Source organism: Acidicapsa borealis (assembly GCF_059115245.1).
The window spans coordinates 5042042-5064975 of sequence record NZ_JCACNY010000001.1; the positions used below are offsets into that span (position 1 = coordinate 5042042).

General features: G+C 60.2%; 20 protein-coding genes. 11 read left to right on the forward strand and 9 right to left on the reverse strand.

The window, feature by feature from the left end:
• Positions 1-2 precede the first annotated feature (2 nt).
• Complete coding sequence (locus AC5S27_RS20425) at positions 3-1511, forward strand: efflux transporter outer membrane subunit (protein ID WP_493936406.1); 1509 nt, start codon at positions 3-5, stop codon at positions 1509-1511.
• Between the two features lie 60 nt (positions 1512-1571).
• Here the strand turns inward: AC5S27_RS20425 and AC5S27_RS20430 are convergent, their stop codons facing one another.
• Positions 1572-3395 (reverse strand): hypothetical protein, encoded by a 1824-nt coding sequence (locus AC5S27_RS20430; protein ID WP_493936407.1) that lies wholly within the window; start codon positions 3393-3395, stop codon positions 1572-1574.
• Here AC5S27_RS20430 and bcp point away from each other — a divergent pair.
• The 3 genes from bcp (at position 3370) to AC5S27_RS20445 (ending at position 5079) form a co-directional block, all read left to right on the forward strand.
• On the forward strand, positions 3370-3834 hold the full coding sequence (gene bcp / locus AC5S27_RS20435; RefSeq protein WP_493936408.1) for a thioredoxin-dependent thiol peroxidase: 465 nt from the start codon (positions 3370-3372) through the stop codon (positions 3832-3834). The genes AC5S27_RS20430 and bcp overlap by 26 nt on opposite strands.
• Positions 3835-3851: 17 nt before the next feature.
• Positions 3852-4520, forward strand: a complete 669-nt coding sequence (locus tag AC5S27_RS20440) for a DNA-3-methyladenine glycosylase (RefSeq protein WP_493936409.1) — start codon at positions 3852-3854, stop codon at positions 4518-4520.
• A gap of 61 nt (positions 4521-4581) precedes the next feature.
• Positions 4582-5079: a c-type cytochrome gene (locus AC5S27_RS20445; RefSeq protein WP_493936410.1), complete on the forward strand. Its 498-nt coding sequence runs from the start codon at positions 4582-4584 to the stop codon at positions 5077-5079.
• A 59-nt stretch (positions 5080-5138) separates the two neighbouring features.
• On the opposite strand, the gene panC is transcribed toward AC5S27_RS20445, so the two are convergent.
• Together panC and panB are read right to left on the reverse strand one after the other, a co-directional pair.
• The gene (gene panC, locus AC5S27_RS20450; protein ID WP_493936411.1) at positions 5139-5981 is read right to left on the reverse strand and encodes a pantoate--beta-alanine ligase; all 843 of its coding nucleotides are present in this window, start codon (positions 5979-5981) and stop codon (positions 5139-5141) included.
• Between the two features lie 15 nt (positions 5982-5996).
• On the reverse strand, positions 5997-6953 hold the full coding sequence (gene panB, locus AC5S27_RS20455) for a 3-methyl-2-oxobutanoate hydroxymethyltransferase (RefSeq protein WP_493936412.1): 957 nt from the start codon (positions 6951-6953) through the stop codon (positions 5997-5999).
• A gap of 119 nt (positions 6954-7072) precedes the next feature.
• Here panB and AC5S27_RS20460 point away from each other — a divergent pair, with 119 nt between their 5' ends.
• Positions 7073-7819 carry a polysaccharide deacetylase family protein gene (locus AC5S27_RS20460; protein WP_493936413.1) on the forward strand — a complete coding sequence of 249 codons (747 nt, stop codon included), beginning with the start codon at positions 7073-7075 and terminating at the stop codon, positions 7817-7819.
• A 276-nt stretch (positions 7820-8095) separates the two neighbouring features.
• Here the strand turns inward: AC5S27_RS20460 and AC5S27_RS20465 are convergent, their stop codons facing one another.
• Positions 8096-8422, reverse strand: a complete 327-nt coding sequence (locus tag AC5S27_RS20465; RefSeq protein ID WP_493937342.1) for an immunity protein Imm33 domain-containing protein — start codon at positions 8420-8422, stop codon at positions 8096-8098.
• A 16-nt stretch (positions 8423-8438) separates the two neighbouring features.
• Positions 8439-9737: a glutamate-1-semialdehyde 2,1-aminomutase gene (hemL, locus tag AC5S27_RS20470; protein ID WP_493936414.1), complete on the reverse strand. Its 1299-nt coding sequence runs from the start codon at positions 9735-9737 to the stop codon at positions 8439-8441.
• A 139-nt stretch (positions 9738-9876) separates the two neighbouring features.
• On the opposite strand from hemL, the gene purM reads away from it, so the two are divergent.
• The 3 genes from purM to AC5S27_RS20485 all read left to right on the forward strand — a co-directional run bounded on the left by purM (position 9877) and on the right by AC5S27_RS20485 (position 12189).
• Positions 9877-11004, forward strand: a complete 1128-nt coding sequence (purM, locus tag AC5S27_RS20475) for a phosphoribosylformylglycinamidine cyclo-ligase (RefSeq protein ID WP_493936415.1) — start codon at positions 9877-9879, stop codon at positions 11002-11004.
• Positions 11001-11639 (forward strand): phosphoribosylglycinamide formyltransferase, encoded by a 639-nt coding sequence (purN, locus tag AC5S27_RS20480; RefSeq protein WP_493936416.1) that lies wholly within the window; start codon positions 11001-11003, stop codon positions 11637-11639. Before purM ends, purN begins: the two co-directional genes overlap by 4 nt.
• Before the next feature lie 271 nt (positions 11640-11910).
• Complete coding sequence (locus AC5S27_RS20485; RefSeq protein WP_493936417.1) at positions 11911-12189, forward strand: hypothetical protein; 279 nt, start codon at positions 11911-11913, stop codon at positions 12187-12189.
• Between the two features lie 137 nt (positions 12190-12326).
• On the opposite strand, the gene AC5S27_RS20490 is transcribed toward AC5S27_RS20485, so the two are convergent.
• From AC5S27_RS20490 to AC5S27_RS20500, 3 genes are all read right to left on the reverse strand, one after another.
• Positions 12327-13490: a S1C family serine protease gene (locus AC5S27_RS20490; protein ID WP_493936418.1), complete on the reverse strand. Its 1164-nt coding sequence runs from the start codon at positions 13488-13490 to the stop codon at positions 12327-12329.
• Between the two features lie 73 nt (positions 13491-13563).
• Positions 13564-14256 carry a dephospho-CoA kinase gene (gene coaE, locus AC5S27_RS20495; RefSeq protein ID WP_493936419.1) on the reverse strand — a complete coding sequence of 231 codons (693 nt, stop codon included), beginning with the start codon at positions 14254-14256 and terminating at the stop codon, positions 13564-13566.
• A 3-nt stretch (positions 14257-14259) separates the two neighbouring features.
• Entirely contained in the window at positions 14260-15174 is a 915-nt protein-coding gene (locus AC5S27_RS20500) for a bifunctional 5,10-methylenetetrahydrofolate dehydrogenase/5,10-methenyltetrahydrofolate cyclohydrolase (RefSeq protein WP_493936420.1), read from the reverse strand.
• A gap of 262 nt (positions 15175-15436) precedes the next feature.
• Between AC5S27_RS20500 and AC5S27_RS20505 the strand changes: the two genes are divergently transcribed.
• Both AC5S27_RS20505 and AC5S27_RS20510 read left to right on the forward strand, forming a co-directional pair.
• Positions 15437-15796, forward strand: coding sequence for a PadR family transcriptional regulator (locus tag AC5S27_RS20505; RefSeq protein WP_493936421.1), 360 nt, complete (start codon positions 15437-15439; stop codon positions 15794-15796).
• Position 15797: 1 nt separating this feature from the next.
• Positions 15798-18392 carry an ABC transporter permease gene (locus AC5S27_RS20510; RefSeq protein ID WP_493936422.1) on the forward strand — a complete coding sequence of 865 codons (2595 nt, stop codon included), beginning with the start codon at positions 15798-15800 and terminating at the stop codon, positions 18390-18392.
• Between the two features lie 221 nt (positions 18393-18613).
• On the opposite strand, the gene AC5S27_RS20515 is transcribed toward AC5S27_RS20510, so the two are convergent.
• Positions 18614-20641, reverse strand: a complete 2028-nt coding sequence (locus AC5S27_RS20515) for a copper amine oxidase (protein WP_493936423.1) — start codon at positions 20639-20641, stop codon at positions 18614-18616.
• Positions 20642-20867: 226 nt separating this feature from the next.
• Here AC5S27_RS20515 and AC5S27_RS20520 point away from each other — a divergent pair, with 226 nt between their 5' ends.
• Complete coding sequence (locus AC5S27_RS20520) at positions 20868-22880, forward strand: PP2C family protein-serine/threonine phosphatase (RefSeq protein WP_493936424.1); 2013 nt, start codon at positions 20868-20870, stop codon at positions 22878-22880.
• The last annotated feature ends 54 nt before the right edge of the window (positions 22881-22934 follow it).

Sequence of the window (22934 nt, forward strand, 5' to 3'; positions counted from 1 at the left end):
GCATGTCCTCCCTCTCCAAGACACAACAAAAGCGGATAGGACGAGCCAAGACTTGGGCTCCCATCGCTCTGATCGGACTCGGCTTCCTCCCCGGCTGCAAACCCGTCGGCCCGGACTACAAGCGCCCCGTCTACAACACCCCAGCAATCTATAAGGAAACCGGTGCCAGCAACGTCACCGTCCCCCCACCCGAAAGCCCCAATGGCGGCAGCTGGACCACGGCATCTCCGTCCGACGGCATGCTCAAGGGCAAGTGGTGGGAGATTTACAACGATCCCCAGCTCAACGCCCTCGAAGAGCGCATCGCCACCTATAACCAGAGCGTTCACCAGGCCTACGAAACCTACCTCGCCGCCCGCGAACAGGTGAAGCAGGCCCGCGCCGAATACTACCCGACACTCTCCGCAGGCCCAGGCTTCAGCCATGACCGGCTGTCCAAGCATCGGCCGCTCACCACCGGCAGCTCCATCGACAACTACAACGATCTGACGCTGGAAGGCCAGGCCTCGTGGGAGCCCGACTTCTGGGGCAAGATCCGCCGCACCGTCGAGGGTAACGTCGCAGCCGCACAGGCTGACGCTGCCGACATGGCCAATACCTCCCTCAGCCTCGAATCCGAAATGGCCGAAGATTACTTCGAGCTGCGCGGCCTCGATACGCAGTCCCAGCTTCTCGAGTCAAATATCAAGGACCTCACCGAATCGTACGAACTCACCAAACGCCGTCTTGCCGGCGGCATCGGCACAGAAGCCGACGTTGCCCAGGCTAAAACGCTGCTCGATACCACCCGCGCCCAGCTCATCGATGTCGGAGTAGCGCGAGCCCAGTACGAACACGCCGTAGGCTCCATTGCTGACTATAAACTGCCCACCTTTTCCATTCCCCGCAGCCCACTCGAAGGCAATCTGCCCACTATCCCCCTCGGCGTACCATCCCAACTCCTGCAGCGCCGGCCCGATATCGCCGCAGCAGAACGGCGCGCCGCCCAGGCCAACGCACAGATCGGCATCGCCATCAGCGCGTTTTACCCCACCATCTCGCTGGGCGGCGGTGGCGGCTTTGAAAGCACCCACGCCGGCACTTGGATCTCCGGACCCAGCGCCCTCTGGTCACTCGGCGCACAGGCCACCGAACTGCTCATAGACGGCGGCCGCCGCAAAGCCGTCACCAACCAGCAGCGCGACCTCTTCGAAGCCAGCGCCTCCAACTACAGGGGCGTAGTCTTCCTCGCCTTTAACGAAGTCGAAGACAAACTTTCCAACCTCCGCATTCTCGAGCAGGAAAAGGCAGCCCAGCGCGACGCAGTCGCTTCCGCCCAGCACTCTCTGGATATCTCCAACCAGCGCTACAAAGGCGGCGTGACCAGCTATCTTGAAGTCCTGACAGCCGAGACAACTCTCCTGGCAAACGAGCGCACCGAAGCAGACCTGAAAAGCCGCCAGTTCGCCGCCAGCGTCGAGCTGATCCGCTCCCTCGGCGGCGGCTGGGACGCCAGCCAGATACCAAAGTAGTTATCTGAGGATTTAAATTCGAAGCCCAGGCCGCTATGCATCGGCCTGGGCTTTTTTGACTTAAGGAATTGCTACGGTAGCGAAAAGCTGTTCCGCGGACCCGCGTACCACCCGGTACAGGCCAAACTGCCGCTGTGCCGGTCCACGCAACTCAAACAGCAGCTCGCCGCGGTTGTCCCCCTCAGCATCCACCGCATCGATCAGCTTCATGCGTGGCGTCACATCCAGATGCGCCGAGTCAGTCACACTCTTCAACAGCACCATCACCCCGCCATACAGATCGGGCTGTGCAATCAAAGTCACATATTTCTGCGGCGCAGGCTTGGCCGGACTTGCCTGATGCGTCTTGGGAGCCACTGGCGCGGCATTGGAACTCGCCGTAGGCTTTCCGCGCTTGATCACCGGAGGCCCGCCCATCGGATCTTTGTCGCCTGAGGCATCCAGGGTCGTAGGTTCAGCCGGCTTAGGGCTGCTAGCGGTGAGCACCATCGTCGCCGAAGATCCGTACGTCAGCTCAAACACCCGAAACTGCTCATCCTCCAGTGCCACCGGCTCCGGGGGAAGCGCAGCCAGCATCGACTTCTTCGCGGCAACAGTCTTCCCAGCCGCCGTCTTGCGAACCGGCTTGGCAGGCGCCGGAGGCGGATCCAACCCCAGCGCCGTCCGCGCCAGAGCCTCCAGCGCCGATTTCATCTTCGCCTCATCCTCAGGATTCGCCCAGCTGTACTTCCACGGATGCTCGTCCCACTTGCGCGCATCGGAGACCGCCACAGCCTGTTGCAGCGTCGGCGGATAGCCCACCAGATGCGTCGTCTCTTCCACCGAATCTGCCGGCTTGCCATGCTTCAGCCGCGGACGGTCCGGGTCGGGCGCAACATTCGAAGATCCACCTTCCTCATCCGTATGTCTCTTGCGCCGGATCGTCGGCCGGTCAGGATCATTGTTTGCGGTGGTCGTAGAACCTGTTTCACTTTTCGCAGTCGTAACCGAGCTATCGTCCGCCTTCCGCTTCAGCTTCGGCCGGTCAGGATCCGAGTCCGGCGAAGCCGTCCCCGACCCTACACCTGCCCCACTTTTCGCAGTCGTGTCAGAAGAGTCATCGCTCTTCCGCTTCAGCTTCGGGCGATCCGGATCATCCGAAGTCGAACCTGAATCGGGCCTTTTCGTCGAGGCATTCGTAGAAGAATCAGCCGGCTTCGGCTCGTCCGTATCCGTCCCCTTCGGATGTTTCCGCTTCAGCACCGGATGGTCATCATCAGGCACATCGACCGGCGCATAGAGAGAACTAGTGTTATACGCTCCAGCCGCCTTGGCCGCCTCAGTCGCCGTCAGTGGCTTCCACGCGCCAAAGCCCTGCCAAGCGCCATTGATCTCGCTCGCCCCAAAGACATCGAACACCCCTGATGCTTTCCCATCTTTCTGTAGCTCATATTCAGTACCGCCAGCTAAGGCCAGCGGTTCAGGCCGATTCAGGTAGATCGTGCCGTCGTTCAGCTGCTCACCGTCAAACACCGCCACCGGCACCAACCGGCTCGCTGACGGCTTTCCCGGCTCGCCCGTCCATTCGACGACCGCCACAGAGCGCAACACCGGCTCCGGCTTCCCCGTCTTCGCAGCTTTACCCGGATATTGAGCCATCGCCGCACCCGCGCCGAAGGCCATGACAAACGCAGCCAAACCAAGTCCCATGAAAACCGTCTTTGACCCCGGCAATGACACACCCAACCCACATCGGGAATAATCCAGAGTGTTGCGCGATACAGCGCAAGCGTCTACGCCGGCTAACCCAGCAGCCTTGACCGGCAATCCAGACAATCCCGCAACTCTTACCCCAACGCCATCCAATGAGGAACCCTCCATGGAACTGAACGAAACCGTAGCCAACTTTACCCTCCAGGACGATCAGGATAAGACAGTCAACCTGACCGACTTCGCCGGAAAGCCCGTCGTACTCTTCTTTTACCCCAAAGCCGACACGCCTGGCTGCACCATTGAGGCCTGTGGCTTCCGCGATACCTTCGAAAAGCTCCAGACCGCCGGAGCCATCGTCCTCGGTATCTCACGCGACACCGTCAAATCCCAGCGCAAGTTCAAGGAAAAATACAATCTCCCCTACCCGCTCCTCGCAGATGTAGACGAAATCGTGTGCAATCAGTTTGGGGTGCTCAAGGAAAAGAATATGTATGGGAAGAAAGTGATCGGTATCGAACGCACCACCTTCGTCATCGGCCCCGACCAGAAGCTGCTCCAGATCTTCCCCAAGGTCAAACCAGAAGGCCACGCCGAAGAAGTCCTCGCCGCCATCGAAGCCCACAAAGGCTAACCGTGGTAGCGCAATCGTTGCCGAGAAGCTGGAAGCAGATTCCAAGGCGGTTCTTCGCCGAGCCGCCGGAATCCGTCGCTCCCCTGCTCCTCGGCAAACTGCTCGCGCACCGGACTCACTACGGCTGGCTTGCAGGACGCATCGTCGAAGTCGAAGCCTACCTTGGCCCGCATATCACCGCCACTCCGGACCCCGCCTCGCACAGCTTTCGCGGCATCACTCCACGCAATAAGGTCATGTTCGGACCGCCCGGGTTCAGCTACGTCTACTTCATCTACGGCATGTACTTCTGCATGAACGTGACCTGCGAACCAGAAGGCAGAGCAGGCGCCATCCTGATCCGCGCCCTGGAACCAGTCCTCGGACTGGACATCATGGCCCTGAACCGCAAGCTGCCCGCCAATCCTCCGCCCGCCTGGCTGACCGGAGGCCCGGGAATTCTCTGCCAGGCGCTCGCCATCACCCGTCCGGCACATAACGGCCTCGACCTGATCGACCCGCAATCGCCCCTGCAGATTCGCGACGACGGCTTCCCCTTCCAGGAACCGGAAATTACCCCACGCATCGGCATCCGCCACGCCGCCGACCTGCCCCTACGCTTCTCTCTTCCAGGCAACCCGTGCGTCTCTCGATCCCCCAAATCAAAATTTGCAATTGCCAGACCTGTTGGGAAAACGGCTGTGTAAACTGACCTCAGATGTCGCCGTCTACACTGGTGACTGTTCCCGCACCCAAAGGATTCTGCGCATGAGACTTTCCCGCATTTCGCTGGCCGCCGTTGTCACGCTTACGGCCGCATCCATCTCACTCATAGCCGGACGAACTCTCGTATTCGCCGCCTCCAACGGTCAGCCTGCTCCGGCCCAGACGCCGCAGGCTCCTCCGCCGCCCCACGAAATGCCCGCGCCGGTCAATCTCAAAGTTCTGCCGCGGAACCTCACAGGTCAGCAAGTCCACGAGATCATGGAGCAGTGGGAAGGCGAACTGGGCACTGGCTGCAAGACCTGCCACGCCGCCTCTAAGGAAATCGGCCCGAACGGCAAGCCGCGCCTCGACTTCGCCAGCGACGCCAAGGAAGAGAAGCAGACAGCTCGCGTCATGTACAAGATGACCGAAGACATCAACGGCAACTACGTATCAAAGATCGACAGCTCCGGCGCTCCGGTCACCTGCGGAACCTGCCACCGCGGTCACCTCGGCCCAGAACCCTTCACGCCAGCTCCGGAAAAAGAGCACGCGCACTAAACCGCGCATTGTCGTAGGACAGAATCCCAGGCCGCAGATTGCAGCCTGGGATTTTTAATTTAGCTGACGATCAGATTGTCGATCAGCCGCGTTGTCCCAACGTATGCGGCGACTGCGAAGAGCGTTCCCTGCTCTACTTTCTCGACAGGCAGCAGCGTTTCCCAATCGACAGCGACGGTATAGTCAACCCGCACCGCCGCCTCAGCCGCGAACACTGCCTGAGCAGCCTCGATGAGAACTGCTGCCGAACGCTCGCCCTTCGTCACCGCTGCTTCAACAGACTTGAGCGCACGGCTCAACACCAGCGACTGCCTGCGCTCCTCAGAACTCAGATAGCGATTCCGCGAACTCATCGCCAGTCCATCCGGCTCGCGGACAATCGGACAAACAAGGATCTCAACCGGCAGATAAAGATCCGCAACCATCCGCCGCAGCACCGCCACCTGCGCAGCGTCTTTCTGCCCGAAGTAAGCGCGGTCGGGCTCAGCCGCAGTAAAGAGCTTCATCACAACCGTCGCGACCCCGCGAAAGTGCCCAGGCCTGGAAGCACCATCGAGCCGGTCACTCAGCCCGGCCACTTCGACAAAGGTCACCGCACCCGCCGGATACATCTCTTCCGGCGTCGGCGCGAAGACCACATCGACGCCTTCCGCTTCGAGCATCGCTATATCCGCATCCCAGGTTCGCGGATACTTGGAGAAATCCTCGTTCGGCCCGAACTGCGTCGGATTGACGAAAATACTGGCAGCAACGGCTCCGCACTGCGCCTCAGCCGCACGCACGAGAGAAATATGCCCCTCATGCAGCGCACCCATCGTCGGAACAAGACCGACAGTCTTGCCTGATTTGCGAGCTGCGCGGGACCACTGACGCAGCTCGGCTACGGTTCGAATGACCTGCATGCTAGACCTTCATAACTAGACCTTGTGGATCCCGGCGACGATCTTCAGTTGCGGCGTGCTCTCTGAAGCCAGTTCCGCTTCGACAGCATCTCGTACAGCTGCTGGCAGATGGTAGCTCTCGGCATCGCTGGGAAAGCTGCGGTGCTCCACGTCTTCCCTATACTGCTCAACGGCGCCGCGAATCACGGCCGACACATCCGCGTACTGGCGGACAAATTTAGCATGCGGCGCGAAGGTCATATTCAGAATGTCGTGGAAGACGAGAATCTGGCCGTCGCACTCCGGACCAGCGCCAATCCCAATGGTCGGAATATCGAGGCTGGCGGTAACGGCTGCTGCCACTTCGCGGGGAACACCTTCGAGCACAATCGCGCCTGCGCCCGCTTCGGCCAGAGCTTCGGCGTCAGCGCGGAGTTGCAGCACCGTCTCGGCGGTCTTGGCTTGAACGCGGTATCCGCCCATGCGATGGACAGACTGCGGCGTGAGACCGAGATGGCCGACAACAGGAATCTCCGCATCGGTCAGAGCACGCACAAGTTCAGTCCGCGCGCCTTCGACCTTCACAGCTTCCGCTCCCGCTTCCTTAATAAAGCGCACAGCGTTGGCGACGCCTTCCGAGATCCTGCCGTGATAGCTGCCGAAGGGCATATCCGCGACCACCAGCGCACGCCGAACAGCGCGGCGGACAGCACGTGTGTGATGCAGCATCTCGTCGACGGTAACGGAAAGCGTATTGTCCTGCCCAAGCACGACCATCGCCAGCGAATCCCCCACCAGAATCATGTCGATGCCAGCTTCGTCCACCAGCCGCGAAGTCGCGTAATCGTAAGCGGTGAGCGCGGTGATGGGCTTGCCTTCGCGCTTCATGGCTGCGAGGGCTGGCATGGTGACTTTGGTTGTCAGGGAGGAAGTCGGGGCAGCCGCGTTGCGATTCTGGTCGCGGCTCTCGTTGGGAGGCGTCGTAAGGCTCATTTTTCTCCAGTGCCGCTCCGTGCGCTCAGGATGCGGTCCGAACCTCTCAGAGTGTACGCCTGCTGGCTCGTCGGGCGCAAAAGCAGGTCACCGCAATGCGCGACAATAACGGAGAGACGATGCCCACAACGACAGAAATCGCGATTGCCTCCATCGCTGCCGCGCTGGCTCTGACCGGCGGAACGATCTATGCAGCTCTGGCTCCGGGGTCGCGCATCTTTGGTGCCGCACTGGCCGGAGTTCCGAATCCAGCCGCCGGTAAACCGCAGATTGCGCTGACCTTCGACGACGGGCCCAATCCGCGCTGGACGCCGATGCTTCTGGACCTGCTGGACCGGTTTGAGGTGAAAGCCACCTTCTTCCTGATCGGCATGTACGCCGCCGAGTTCCCGAATCTTGTGCGGCGGACGCATGCTGCCGGGCACCTGATCGGCAATCACACCTGGACGCATCCGAACCTGGCTCTGACTAGCTCGCGAAAAACCCGCGACGAGATCACGCGGACTTCCGCGCTGCTCGAAGACCTGACCGGCTCGCCAATCCGCTACTTCCGGCCCCCGTTTGGCCGGCGAAGGCCGGCTACCTTCCGGATTGCGCGGGAGCTGGGGTTGATTCCGGTGACCTGGAACTCGATTGGAAATGACTGGACGAAGCTAACCGCCGATCAGATCGCTGACCGCGTAACCGGCATCATCGGGCGCAACCAGCGGAGTGGGAATGCCACCAATTCTGTGCTGCATGATGGCAGCCATCGTGGCCTTGATCTGGACCGTTCGCGGACAATTGCGGCTACTGAGATGCTGATTCAGAGATTCCGCCAAACCCACGACTTCGTGCGCCTGGATGCCTGGGATGCTGCGGTTTGAGTTGAGCGAAATTACAAAATGGGCAATTTCTCAGCCTAGGGGTGGGTGGGTACGTGTTTTGTTCGTAACCCCTTGATACCGCTATGGTTGCGTCGTTATTTTGTGCGCTTTTGTTGCACTTTGTTGCGGTTTAACAGCAGATTCCCTTCAGGAATGACAGTAAGAAAAACAAGGGCAATTTCAAAAGCAAAGGCAGTCTCGCTGGTAGCGAAGACTGCCTAACCTCTATTATGCGCTTTTCGAGATAAATAATACGCAAGTTCTCGAACAAATAAATCAGACGACAAGCAGCTGCTCATCAAACCAAATGTCTACGTGATCCTCCGCAATCAGAAACCGGTAACCGGGAGGCAGGGCGAGATACTTTGCGATTGCCGGAAGCTGTTCATAGAGGTGGCTCGTACATTGCGATGCGAAGAAATCAGAGTTTGTCGAATACTCTTCTCCACACCAGATGTACCATCCAGTCGTATCGGTTGTTGGCGGATGACGTAGCCCATTCACTGGCTCAAGGCCGCTCGTATGCAATGCCACCCCGCATTTGTGTTCGCTATGTGCAGCACAAAACGCTGCGTCATATTCAGCGCAGATTGCCTTCTGCACGTTCTGAATCTGAGCCTCAGATGCTAGCAAAGGCCACCTTCGCGGCTGCCACTGTGGCTTCGATCTCGGCGTTGCCGTGGGCGGTACCCAGGAACGCTGCCTCGAACTGCGATGGCGGCAGCCAGACGCCCTGCGCTAGCATCGCCCGATGGAATTTGCCGAAGGCCTCCGTGTCGCTGTAGGTCGCGTCGGCGTAGTTCTTGACCGGCTTGTCGGTGAAGAACCAGGTCCACATGGAGCCTACCCGGTTCAGCGTGACTGGGATGCCTGCAGCTTCTGCTTCGGCGGCTACGCGGTCGGCTACGGTTTTAGAGATCCATTCGAGCTGGAGATAGACGGTTTCGCGATGTTCGCGGAGATAGCCTACCGTGGCCAACCCCGCGGCCATGGCCAGCGGATTGCCGCTCAGCGTTCCTGCCTGATAGACAGGGCCGAGCGGGGCGAGCTTTTCCATGAATTCGCGCTTGCCGCCAAAGGCTCCGCAGGGCAAGCCGCCGCCGATGATCTTGCCGAGAGTAACCAGGTCGGCATCGACGCCATACAGTTCCAGCGCACCGCCAAGGGCGAGCCGGAAGCCGGTCATCACCTCGTCCACGATGAGCAGCGCGCCGTATTGCGAGGTGAGCGCCCGCAGACCGGCCAAGTAGCCTTCCGCCGGGGCGATACATCCGGCGTTGCCGACGACCGGCTCAAGAATGATGCAGGCGATGTCGTCCGGGTGGAGCGCGAATGCGGCTTCTACCGCTGCCAGGTCGTTGTAGGGCAGCGCCATGGTCAAAGAAGCGATCTCTTCCGGAACTCCAGCCGACCCAGGAATCCCCAGCGTCGCGATGCCGGAGCCGGCTTTGACCAGCAGGCCGTCGGAATGGCCGTGGTAGCAGCCTTCGAACTTGATGATGTACTTGCGGCCTGTCGCTCCACGGGCGACGCGAATGGCAGACATGGTCGCCTCGGTGCCGGAGCTGACAAACCTCATCCGTTCGATCGCCGGATAACAGGCCATGACCAGCTCAGCCAGGTCGCCTTCAGCCGCGGTGGAAGCGCCGAAGCTTGAGGAGTTCTGCGCGGCCTTCTGAATCGCTTCGACAACCGGCGGGAAAGCGTGGCCGAGGATCATCGGACCCCAGGAACCGAAGAAGTCGATGTAGCGGTTGCCATCGGCGTCATAGAGGTAGGCTCCCTCGGCGCGGGCGACGAACGGAGGATCTCCGCCGACGGAGCGGAAGCCGCGAACAGGCGAGTTGACGCCGCCGGGAAAGAGGCCTTCGGCCCTGAGCTGCAATGCATGCGACTGCGTGTGAATTTGGTCGGCCATTTTGTCCTCTGTCTCCTTGGCCAGTATATGCGGTCGCATCTTATGGCGAATCGATACCACCAGGTGGGTTGCAGCCTGTTAAAATCAGGGTTTCCGGCTTGCTTCCGCAAACCGCAAATTCCCTCCCTGAAGGCACACCTTGCCCAAAACTTCGTCCAGCTCCGCCGCAGGTTCCACCGCCACGTCTACCAGCACCGCAACAACTGCATCAACGGCTCGCAAGCCTGTCACCTATGCCGATGCCGGCGTGGATATCTCCTCGGGCGACCGGGCGAAGGACCGGATCAAGTACCTGGCCAAGCGCACCTTCAACCGCAGCGTTCTGGGCGGAATTGGCGGCTTCGGGGCGCTGTTTCAGCTGGACATGAAGAAGTGGGCGGAGCCGATCCTGGTGAGTTCGGCGGACGGCGTGGGCACCAAGCTGAAGCTGGCCTTCGATCTCGGCATCCACAATACCGTGGGCTGCGACCTGGTGAACCACTGCGTCAACGACATTGCGGTGCAGGGCGCGACCCCGCTGTTTTTCCTCGACTACCTCGCAACGGGCAAGCTGGACAATTCCGTGATCGAGCAGATCGTGACCGGCCTTGCCGACGGCTGCAAGGCGAATGGCTGCGCGCTCATTGGCGGCGAAACGGCGCAGATGCCAGGCTTCTATCAGGACGGCGAGTACGATCTGGCCGGATTTATCGTGGGCGCGGTGGACAAGAGCAAGCTGATCACCGGGGAGACAATTGCTCCGGGGGATGTGCTGATCGGGCTGCCCTCGACCGGGCTGCATACCAACGGATATTCCCTGGCGCGGAAGCTGTTTTTTGAAGTTGCGAAATACAAGTCAACGCAATACGTCGGCGCGATCGGGGACAAGGCCGGGACAGCGCTGATGAAGGTGCACCGCAGCTATCTCTCGATCATGCAGAAGCTGTCGAATGCCGGGCTGGCGGCCGGAATGGCGCATATTACCGGAGGAGGAATCACCGAGAACCTGCCGCGCATCCTACCAAGAGGGACGGCAGCGCAGGTAGAACTTGGCTCATGGCCGGTGCTGCCGATTTTTTCTCATTTGCAGGAGCTGGGGCAGGTACCGCAGGACGAGATGATGCGTACCTTTAACATGGGCGTCGGTCTCATCGTCGTGGTGCCAGCGGAGAAATTCCGCAAGGCACAGGCGGTTCTCAGCCGCGCCGAAGAAAAGTTCCATGTCATCGGGCGTATTATCAAGTCCGATAAGAATGATAAGGATGGTCGCAAGGTACATTACGTATGACAAGCCCAGGTAAGGCACGATTGGGCATTCTTTTATCGGGACGGGGTTCTAACTTTCAGGCTATCGCTCGCTCGATCCGTGAAGGACGTTTGCCGAACGCAGAGATCGCGATCGTAATCGCCAATACTGAGGATGCTCAGGGCATTGCTGTGGCCCGGGAACAGGGCCTGCCGACTGCTCTACTGGTTTCCAAAGGCCGCAAGCGGGCGGAACACGATGCCGATGTAGCGGCTTGCCTGCGGGATTACGATGTGGATCTGGTATGCCTGGCGGGGTACATGCGATTGCTTTCGCCGGAGTTTGTGGCGGCGTTTCCCAACCGGATCCTGAACATTCATCCTTCGCTGCTGCCCGCGTTTCCGGGACTCGATGCCCAGCACCAGGCGTTTGACTACGGTTGCAAGGTTGCCGGGTGTACTGTGCATTTCGTGGACGAGGGGCTGGATAGCGGCGCGATCATTCTGCAACGCTGCATTCCGGTTCTGGACGAGGATGATGCGCACTCGCTGACTTTCCGGATCCTTGTCGAGGAGCACATGGCATATACGGAAGCGATTGTCCGGGTGCTGTCCGGCGAGTATGAAATCGTTGGCCGGCGGTATGTTCGCGCGGCTGCAGCCGGATCTGTCAAGTAGCGGCTTACACGAATCCCCCGCAAGCTGCTTATTCTAATGAAGTTATTTCCACCCTCCGAATTGCGTTGATTTAATCGCGATTGGCCTAGCCTTGGAACTGGCCGGGGAACGCTCCGCCTGCTGCCCGTGGTTCTCCCGGTCCTCCCCTCTGTACGTACGTTGATGGAGAGCCGTAAGTGGCGGGCGGAGATTTCCTGGCCAAATTCACGTGAAAAGCAGGCCTGAGACGCTGCGGACAGGCGGCCCAGGCGGAAGGAAGGGTGGAAGTGCCATGGCAAATATTCTGGTGAATATTGAAAAAGGAATCGAGCTTGCCGCGGAAGACGCTTTGAAGTGGCTGGGGAAGGCTCACGGCATCGTTGCGGCTGCGCCGGGGGTGGTGGCAGCGCTGGCAACACTGGTGACGGCGGCTGAAAAGCCGCTGGCGGAACTGGCGGGCGCTGCGGCCAATCCGCTGAATATCGCACTGGACATTCAGACGGCTACCGATCTGAAGGCTGTCTGGCCGGATGTGAAGAAGTTCCTGGAGACTCTGGGCGTGAAGTTCTAGAGAGTCAGGAAAACAGGGCCGGGGACTTCCAAACAGAAGTCCCGGCCATTGGTTCTATTTTGTTTGAACAGAAGCGCATCCGTCAGAGGAAAAAGAAATACCCCCTCACCCCCTCAAGATATATCGCAGGCAAAACGCTACGTGTTGACTTCGCGGCCTTCGCTCAGGGCCAGCTTGACGGTCAGCTTCTTGCGGCCCCGGTAGATGGTGGCGTTGATCACGTCGCCCGGCTGGTGGCGGGCCATGACTGCGGTGATATCAGTGGTGTCGTTGATCTCGGTGCCGTCGAGTTCCACGATGAGGTCGCCGCCTAGGACGATGGGCATATTGCCGAGGTAGGCCTGCTGGTTGCCGCCGTGGATTCCCGCGCGTTCGGCTGCTCCGCCGGGAACAACCTTCTGGACAAGGACGCCGGATTCAGCGGCGAGACCCATCTGGTCCGCCAGATCGGCATTGATGGCCAGCGAGACGATGCCGAGCGACGGGCGGCGGACGCGGCCGTACTTGGTCAGGTCGCCGAGAACGGTCTTCGCTGTGTTGACCGGGATGGCGAAACCGATGCCGGAGCTTTGCTCAGCACCGCCGGTGGCGATGAGGGTGTTGATGCCGATGACTTCGCCGCGGGAGTTGAGCAGCGGACCGCCGGAGTTGCCGGGGTTGATGGCGGCGTCGGTCTGGATGGCGTCGTCAATGGGTGCGCCTTCCGGGCCGCGAATGGAGCGGATGGAGCTGATGATGCCGCGGGTCATGGTACCGCTGAGGCCGAAGGGATTCCCAATCGCGTAGACTTTCTGACCCACGACGAGATCGGTTGAATCGGCAAGGGTTACGGGCTGCAGGTTGGGTGCGTTGATCTGCAGGAGAGCGAGATCGTGGACCTTGTCCGCGCCGACGATGGTGGCCTTGTAGTGGTGCTTGTCGCTGGTCATGACTTCGATGCGGTTGGCATCGGCGATGACGTGGAAATTGGTCAGGACGTGGCCGGCCTTGTCGAGGATGAAGCCCGAGCCCTGGCCCTCCTGCGGTACCTGGCCGTAGAAGAAGTTGAAAGTCATCGACTTCGAAGTGATGTTGACGACCGAGGGCAGGACCTTCTTGTAGACGGCGATGTTGTTGACTTCTTCGGAGTCATAGTTGGGGGCGGCGTGGGCCTCGGTCAGTTCCAGGGGCGACTTCACGCCGGAGCCGGACCAGGAAGTCCTGGTGAGATTGAGGTGGCTCAGGCTCTCAGGCAAATGGCTGGTGACGAACCAGAATCCGCCTACCAGAAGGACGACCAGCAACACGCGACGCAGTTTCATATGCTTACAAGCCTTTCAGAAATACAGCGGCAGGCGCACCAAACTGGAGGCCTGCACACGATAAGAATCTCTTCTATTGTAATAACTCGTAGCTCTCGGAATTGTTGCTGAAGTCGACAAGCTGATGCCAGATGGCCTCGGTTTGGGTGCGGAGGTTGGCCAGGTCGCTGGTGTTTTCGATGACGTAGTCGGCGCGGGCGGATTTGAGCTCGTCGGTCATCTGGCGGGCGATGCGGGAGCGGGCGTCGGCGGCGACCTTCTCGTCCCAGCCGCCGGGAGACTGGCGGGCGACGTAGCGGGCGACGCGGACTTCTTCGGGAGCGGTGACGACGATGACGCGGTCAAAGCGGCGGCGCCAGTAGGAGAGCAGACCTTCGGACTCGCCGCGCTGGCGGGCATCGCGTTCGACTTCGAAAATGAGCGCGGATTCTACGACGGCTATGGCTTCGTGGTTGCGGGCGAAGATGCTGCGCATCCAGTCGCCCTGCGCGGCGATCACGGCGGGGTGAACGATGGCGTTCAGGTCGTCGAGGCGGCCTCCGCGGAAGGCGAGATCCGCCAGCTTTGCGCGGTCCAGGCGGCCGTCGGCGGTGAGGACGGCAGGGCCGAATTCGTAGACGATTTCATCGAAGACGGGCTGGCCGGGCTCCATCATGGCGCGGCCAAGCTCGTCGGCTTCGATGACCTCGGCGCCGAGTTCGCGGAAGATGTTGGCGACGGTGCTCTTGCCGCTGCCGAGGCCGCCGGTAAGTCCGACTCGGACCATGAGCTAGAGGCCTCGGCGCATGCGGGCTGCGCGGACGGTGTTCGACATGAGCATGGCGATGGTCAATGGGCCGACGCCGCCGGGGACAGGTGTGTAAGCTCCGGCGACTTCAAAAGCTTTCGGATGGACGTCGCCGACGATCGTGGAGCCGCGCTTCGAGAAGGTGTCGGCGCGTTTGCCGTCTCCGGCGAAGAACTTCTCGAACTCGACGGGATCGGTGATGCGGTTGATGCCGACGTCGATGACGGTTGCGCCGGGTTTGACCATTTCCGGCGTGATGAAGCCGGGGCGGCCGATGGCGGCGACGAGAATGTCCGCCTCGCGCGTGACTGCGCCGAGGTCCCGGGTCTTGGAGTGGCAGATGGTGATCGTCGCGTTCTCGTGGAGCAGCAGCATGGCTGCTGGCTTGCCTACAATGTCGCTGCGGCCGACGACGACAGCGTTCTGGCCGCTGATGGGGATGCCGCTGCGCTTGAGGATCTCGATCACGCCTGCGGGAGTGCAGGGAGCCAGCGCAGGGCGGCCTGCCTGCAGACGGCCTGCGTTGACGGGATGAAAGCCGTCTACGTCCTTATCCGGGCTGACGGAGTCGAGGAGAAGTTTGGCGTCTACGTGGGCAGGCAGCGGGAGCTGCAGCAGGATGCCGTCGATGTCTTCGCGAGCGTTGAGGCTGGCGACGAGGGCGAGCATCTCTTCGGTGGTGACGGACTCGGGCGGGGTGATCATCTCGCTGAAAAGGCCGAGCTCGGCGCAGGTCTTGACCTTACTGCGGACGTAGATTTCGGACGCCGGAACATGGCCGACAAGCACGGCGGCGAGGCCCGGACGGATGCCTCCCAGGGCGAGCTTCTTGACTTCCTCTGCGACTTCGAGCTTGATTTCGGCGGCGATGGCTACGCCGTCTAAGACTTTTGGCATGGTTGGCTCCAACTCATTATCGTATCAACTGCGGCGAGATGCATCTTGCTGGGGGCAGATGAGAATTGGCTGGCTTCAACATGTGGAGCGGAAGAACGATATGCGCGTTTCACGGGACGAACGATCCAAGAGCGAAACGGGGCATGGTCAATAAGTACGTTGGCCTGAAGTCACGATTCGTGAATCGATCCATTGCAGAATCCTTGACAAGCGATGGTCGATTGTCTACTATCGTCGTCAAGTTGAGGGTAGACGATCTTCCATGGCAGAGAAAAACCAACAACCACGCTCAGGCCTCCTTCAGGGCACTCTCGACATGCTCATCCTGAGGACGCTTCTTCACGGACCCGCTCACGGTCACCAGATCGGGAAGCACATTCAGAGGACCACAAACGATTTTCTGCAGATGCAACACGGCTCTCTCTATCCTGCTCTCCACCGCCTTGAGGAGAGGGGATGGGTGGTCTCCAAGTGGGAGATGGCCTCCGACAAAAACAGGGAATTCAAGTACTACCGGCTCACAGAAAAGGGGCGGAAGCAGCTTGTTGTCGAAGAATCGCAATGGAAGCAGATGGCCGAAGCTGTAGCTCGTGTTATGTGGCCCACTGCGGAGGAGAGCTAGGATGCGTTGGTGGCAAAACTCAAAAAGAAATAGCGACCTGGATCGCGAACTGCAATCCGATCTTGCCTTGGAAGAAGAGGAGCAGCGGGAACGCGGATTGACTTCAGAACAGGCTCGGTATGCGGCTCTTCGCGCTTTTGGCAATCCAACGCTCATTCGCGAGCAAACCCGCGCCACCTGGTCATGGAGTTGGCTTGAATCCTTCATCAGCGATCTAAAGTACGGAATTCGCGGAATGTGCCGCAACCCCGGTTCCACCATCTTTGCGATTCTCATCGTAGGTCTCGGCATCGGAGGCGCTTCGACTGTATTCAGCGTGGTCAATGCGATGCTGTTACGCCCGCTCCCCTTTCGCGATCCTGGGCAATTGGTTTGGATCACCAACGGCGATGACTTTACGTCCACCCAACCGGAACAATACGCCGATCTCCGCGATCACAATCAATCCTTCTCCGATCTCGCGGGCTGGTTCGGAGCCTACAGCGCGGGCGACATGAAACTGACAGGGATTGGTGAGCCCGAACGTCTTACCGGTGTTCCGGTTACGCAGAACTTTTTCACCCTGTTGGGAGTGCAACCCGCCATCGGAAGATCCTTCACGAGGGAGGAAAGCGAGGGCAAGTTTTCCGCTCCTCCCGCCATGCTGTTGAGTTCGAGCTTTTGGCGCAGACGGTTTGCCTCGGACCCGAGCATCGTGGGACAGAAGCTGACCCTGAACAACCAACCGGTAACGATCGTCGGCATCTTGCCTGCCTCTTTCGATTTCGCGAGCATATTTGCCCCGGGCACCCCGATCGACGTCTTTATTCCCTGGCCGATTAACGATCCAACGAAACCGGCCGGGAACTCAATGAGAATCGTGGGGAGGCTCAAGCCTGCCGTCACCGTCGCGAGCGCACAGGCGGAATTTACGACGCTGGCGAAGCAACTCAATAGCCAACATTCAGAGCGGAATCCCATCACCCCCCAATTGGCCCCTCTGGCAAAGCACGTAAGCGGGCAGGTGCGCCCTGCTCTCATCGTGCTTCTGTGTGCCGTAGGCGTAGTCATGCTGATTGTTTGCGCCAACCTTTCGCATCTGCAATTGGCCCGCATGGGGTCACGGCAAAAGGAAATGGCGATTCGAGCGGCGTTGGGAGCTGGCCGTCTTCGGCTTCTGCGGCAGGTGCTTACCGAAAGCGTCACCCTTTCGTTTTGCGGCGCCGCGTTGGGCCTGCTGCTCGCTGTTGCCGGCACCCGCGCGGTGGCCCATCTCAGTGCTTTCAACCTTCCACTTCTTCAAAGCGTTCGGGTCGACAGCAGCACCCTCGCCTTCGCCATCTTGACGGCGTTCGCTTCGGGAGTGCTCTTTGGACTGGCACCCGCGCTACAGGTCCCCGCGTATAAGCTCCGTGACGGTCTGCAGGAGGCTGGACGCGAGTCGAGTGGCAGCCGGCATACCTGGTTTCGCGACGGTCTGGTGGTCTCTCAGTTCGCCCTCGCCTGCGTGCTGCTCGTCGGCGCCACGCTGCTCATGCAAAGTTTCCTGCGCATCCTGGCAGTTGATCTCGGTTTCCAGCCGGAACGCGCAGCCGCATTGCGAATCGACCCGAGTTCTCGAATATTGGTCCCCGAACAAGAGAACGCATTTATCGACGAAGTATTGCATCGCGCCCGTGCGGTCCCTGGAGTCTCGGCAGCCGGCATCAGCGACGTCCTGCCGCTGGATGGAAATCGAGGGTGGCAGGTCGGAGCCAAAGGAAAGGTATACGACAAGAACCATCATCCCGAGGCGTTCATTCGCGTGGTAACGGATGGATATTTCGAGACACTGGGAATCACGTTGAAGTCGGGGAGATATTTCACCGAGAGCGATCGCGCGTCGACTGAACCCGTCGTTATGGTGAATGAGACCCTCGCCCGTACCCTGTGGCCGGGCCAGGACCCAGTCGGGCAGATGATGACACAGGATGGCGGAAGGCGAGTCATCGGCGTCGTCGGCGATGTGCATCACGGGAGTCCCGAAAAATCAGGCGGATCTGAAATGTACCTGCCGATGCGCCAAACTGGGGACTTTGCCGCAATGAGGCTGGTTGTGCGAAGCACTCTCCCACCAGAAAGCCTCACGGCAGGCATGCGAATGGCGCTCCGGCCAATCGATCCGAATCTCCCGCTGACCGAGTTCCAGACACTTCAGGGACTGGTAGACAAAGTGGTATCCCCTCGACGTTTTCTGGTTATGCTGCTTTCGGGGTTTGCAGGGTTCGCCTTGTTGCTTGCATCACTGGGAATCTACGCGCTGATTTCTCATTCGGTGAATCAGCGCACCAAAGAAATTGGTATACGCATGGCCTTGGGAGCGAGCGCTGCCCTTGTGCTACGAGGAGTTCTCGCAACCACCTTGCGACTCGCAATCGCTGGCGTTGCGCTCGGCACACTCGGTTCTTTCGCATTGAGCAAAGGAATCCAGTCCTTGCTCTTTGGCACAACTCCAACAAACCCGGTTGTCTTCTCGGGTGTTGGTTTGCTCCTTTGCTCGGTCGCGCTCATTGCCGCATACATTCCCGCTCGACGAGCTTCGCGCATTGAGCCGCTGCAGGCATTGAGAACAGAATAAGCCCGATAGTCCGTCGATATCACCAGAAGTTTCTCAAATGGCGCATCATCGCCAACTTACTGGTTGAATAGGGTTCGTAGCGACATGTCGCAATTGCCTAAGGAATCTGCGGTTCTGCGGAGATTTGTATCTGTATTTCCAATATCGAAAAACTGGGCTGACGAAGGATTGCTTCGTCAGCCCAGACTCGTTGCTTATTTGTTTTATGGAGCATCGCTGAGTTACGGAACTACTGGCAGATCCATCGTTGGATTCTTGTTGAGGAACTGGTAGGGGAGCAGGGTGAAGGTGTGCCACATGGTGGGCATCTGCGGCCAGTCTTCGGGGCGGGGGACGTGGTGGAAGCCCATGGTGTACCAGGCGACGATGTCGGTGTTCATGATGGCGCGGTTCTTCTTGGTCCACTCGGTGAGGGTGTCTTCGCCTTTGCTGCCGGAGACGTACGTTCCTGACACGTAGCGCTGGCTGGGATCATAGGGGGTGACCCAAAGGATGTGTTCGGAGAAGCCGGCTCGCTTCTGCGGCCATTCGCTGGAGGGCAGGAGGCTGATGCCGGTTTCTCCGGGCATGATGGCGAAGCTGCTTAGCTGGCCGAGGGCGTTCTTGGTGCCTTCGTTGGCGAAGCGCCACATGGCGGGGTGTTCGATCGAGACGTCGAGCTTGGCATCGCTTTCAGTCTTCGCCATGTCTGGCATCATGGCCCAGATCCATTTGCGGCCGGGCGAGCTGTCGGGGAGTTTGTAGGGGATGAGCTTGTCGACCATGAGCGAGTTGTTCTGGCCGTCCACGTCGAGATCGAGACGGAAGCTGAAGAAGTGGTCGTGATCGACGGCGGACATGCCGGGGGCGATGAGCTGGCCGAACTCGACCTGGCGGCCTTCGGGGGTTTTGCCGGCCATAGCTGGCGAAAGCTGGCCGTCGGCGCGCTGATCGGGAACGGCCTTCACTTCAAGGATGCCGGTCGCGCCTACGCCGACGATGATGGATGCGTCCTGCTCGAAGCGCCAGTCGAAGGTGTAGTCATAGTTGCCGACGGTGGCCACGGTGCGGAAGACCAGTTCCCTACCCGGGCGGCCGGAGATGGCTCCGGTGCTGCCGTCCCAGTGACGCCAGACGGCGTCGCCGGTGACGCGCTCGAAGAGGCAGGCTAGCTTAGGGCGGATGTAGGGCGCGCCGCTGTCGTTGAAGGATGTTCCGCTGAAGAAGGTTGCGTAGGTGGGGCAGTCGATGCCCGGTTCGAGAGGCTTGATGATGCCGCCGGAGCCGGTGTTCTGGAAGTACTCGCCGGCGTCGAGGAAGACATGCGAGTTCCACGTCTCGGACGGATCCTGATAGGGGACATACATTTCGGAGAGCGAGCCTTCATACAGGACTGACCGCTGCTTGCCTGCGTCTTCGTAGTTGACGAGGTTGACGACAGGGCCCAAGCGCGGATCGAGGCGGAAGCGGAAGTTCCAGTGCTGCCAGGTGATCTGGCCTTCCTTGATGGTGTAGCTGGGGCCATCGGGCTCGGTGATCTGGATGGGCTTGGTGCCGGGGACGGCGGGGCCGCCGTCGGCGTCATAGATGCTGGTGGTGGGCGGCAGGGTCACTGCGCCGTAGTCGGTGAAGCGGAGGATCTTCTTGTCCTTGAGATCGACGACGAAGAAGATGCCTTCAATGCGGCGGTCCCAGTTGTAGAGAGCGTTTGAGGTATCGGAGCAGCCGCCCCAGCCGATGCGCCGGCCTTCGGTCTGTTCGGGCAGGCCTACGAAACCTGCCGGAGTGACGCCGCAGTGGACGTTGCGGAGATCGGTCATGTTGCGCGCCTTGAAGGCGGCCTGCACACGAGGATCTTTCTTGATGTCGTCATCGAGGGAGCGGGACTCGCTGGTGGTGAAGGGTGCCTGATCCTTGGGCATCTCGGTGAAGGAGTCGATCTTGCCTGAGTTGGGTGCTTCGCCGGAGACATCGACTACTGCCGCGTAGGTCTTGCTCTCGGTGAGCAGGATGACGTCGACCTTGCGGACGATGGGCTGGCCGGGCTTCCAGGCGAGGACTTCGGCCTTGGGCGGTTCACGGAGGAGGATGCTGGCGAAGGCGGTCTTGGGGGCGAGCTTGCCTGCGGCCTGAAGGGCGTTGTAGGCCTTCCAGTATTCCTGCGGGGTCAGACCGTCGAGGGGATGATGGACTTCCGGCGGCAGGGCGAAGGAGAAGGTGGAGCAACAGATAAGAATTGCGAGCGCACAGATGCGGGAGCGCAGGGACATGAGACCTCCACTGAAATCGATTGCAGGAATGGTGCTGGGCGTGCTGACTGAACTACGTGACTAAGCACGACTATAACCGCAGCCGTTCAGAATCCCTCCACAAAACCAGGGTCAGCGGGAATGTATGTGCTGCGGGGCGGCACCGCTGGAGAGGAAAACTAACGACGGCGGCGGTGTGTCCGGGTATGCTTGCGTCATGCTCTCGCGCTGTCTTTCCTGGGCCCTGATGATGTTGGTCGGAGTATCGGCGGCGATTGCGGCAGAACCTGCGCCGGGGTCATCCGCCGGCGATCTTGCTCCGGTGCTCGCGCTGGAAGGGATTGGCAAGGGGGCAGTACTGCTGGATGGCCCCTGGCAGTTTCATACAGGCGATGATGCGCGCTGGGCTGCACCGGGAATTGACGATGCTACGGGACAGGGTGGCTGGGAGCAGTTGACTGCGAACAAGCCCTGGGGCTTGCAGGGCCATGCGCGTTATACGGGCTTTGGCTGGTACCGGCGTCATATCACGGTGCAGATGTCGGCTGGCGCGTCCCCGGATGTTGCGTTGTTCGTTCCTACGATCGACGACGCGTACGAGGTGTACTGGAATGGTGCGCTGGTGGGCCGCTTCGGCAAGCTGCCTCCGCATCCGGTCTGGTACATGCGTGCGCCGCCGCAGACGTTTGGACTGGGGCATGCCAGCGAAGGAGTGCTCGCAGTACGGGTTTGGAAGGCGGGCCTGGTGTCGTTTGATTCGGGAGATCTGGGAGGGTTTTCCGCTCCTCCGGTTCTGGGAAGCCCGGAGGCTATCGGCACGATCAAGGAGGCTTCCGATTTCCAGTGGTTGCGCCGGCGCCAGCTTCGATTCGGACTTCACGCGCTGCGCCTGCTGATTGGATTGCTGGCGTTTCTTGCCTGGGTGCGCGACCGCCGTCAGTGGTTGCTGCTGTGCATGGCGTATTACGCGACGGCCGTGGTTGTCGTGGATTTCCTGAACATCATGCGGGTTCCGATTCACTATCTGCTGGCGCTCGGGTTAACTCAGCCGATCTTTGGCGTGGCCAATGTTGCGATCTGGTACATCCTGTTCCTGCTTCTGCGCCTGAACGAGAGCCCGACGATCTCGCGCATTCTGAGAGTGCTGGCGATCATCGAGATCGTGTCTTTCTCGCTGGATGGCTGCCTGGTCGTTGCGCCAGCTGCGATCTCCGCGGGTAACTCCCCGCTCGTGCAGCAGGCGGATGCGGTACTGACCGCTATCTACACGATTCTCAACTTCGTTCCCCTGGCCCTGATTCTTTGCGCGCTCTTCCGAAGGAGGCGCTTGCCGGTCGCGAACTGGCTGGTGGCGATTGGCGCGTTTCTGGAAGATCTGATCCCCACCTTGCATGATCTATTCACGCAAGGCAGCCGCTACACGCACATGCAGTGGCTCGCGGCGATCGTCGATGGGCCATTGTTTAACATCTACGGCAATTCGATGAGCGCTGCCGGAGTTACGGAGCTCCTGTTGCTGATCGCCATTGTGTATGCGGTTTATTGCTTTATGCAGGAGGAGCGGCAGAGGCAGATTGTGATCGAGCAGGAATTCAAGAGCGCGCGGGAGTTGCAGCAGGTGCTGATTCCGGAAGACCTGCCGGCGGTGCCTGGCTATGTGTTGACGAGCGCTTACAGGCCGGCGAGCGAGGTGGGCGGGGATTTCTTCCAGGTGATTCCGCTCGTATCTGGCTCGACGCTGATTGTCCTGGGGGATGTGAGTGGCAAGGGGTTGAAGGCCGCGATGGCGGTGTCGATGATCGTGGGCGCGATACGGACATTCGCGGAGACATCGACGAGTCCGGCAGAGATTCTGAGTGGGTTGAATCGCCGGTTGTATGGAAGGCTCAGCGGCGGGTTTGCTACGGCGATCGCGCTGCGGCTGGATGCAGACGGGAGCTGCGTCTTTGCCAGTGCCGGGCATACTTCGCCGTTTATCAATGAGCGGGAGGTCGATCTGCCGGGAGCGTTTCCGCTGGGGCTGACTGCTGAGGCTACTTACGAGGAAACTACTGTCCAGCTCGGGGCTGACGACAATCTTGCTCTCTATACTGATGGCCTGCTGGAAGCGCGTAGTCCAAGCGGTGAGCTGTATAGCTTTGAGCGATTACAGACGCTCTTTGCTACGAAGCCGACGGCGGAGCAGGCAACCGAAGCGGCTGTTGCCTTTGGCCAGGACGATGACATCACCGTTCTTACCCTCACCCGACTCACCGCCTGAAGCGGCACGGCATAGTACGAAAACTTCGCCGAAATCTTCTACAAAGCGACTGAG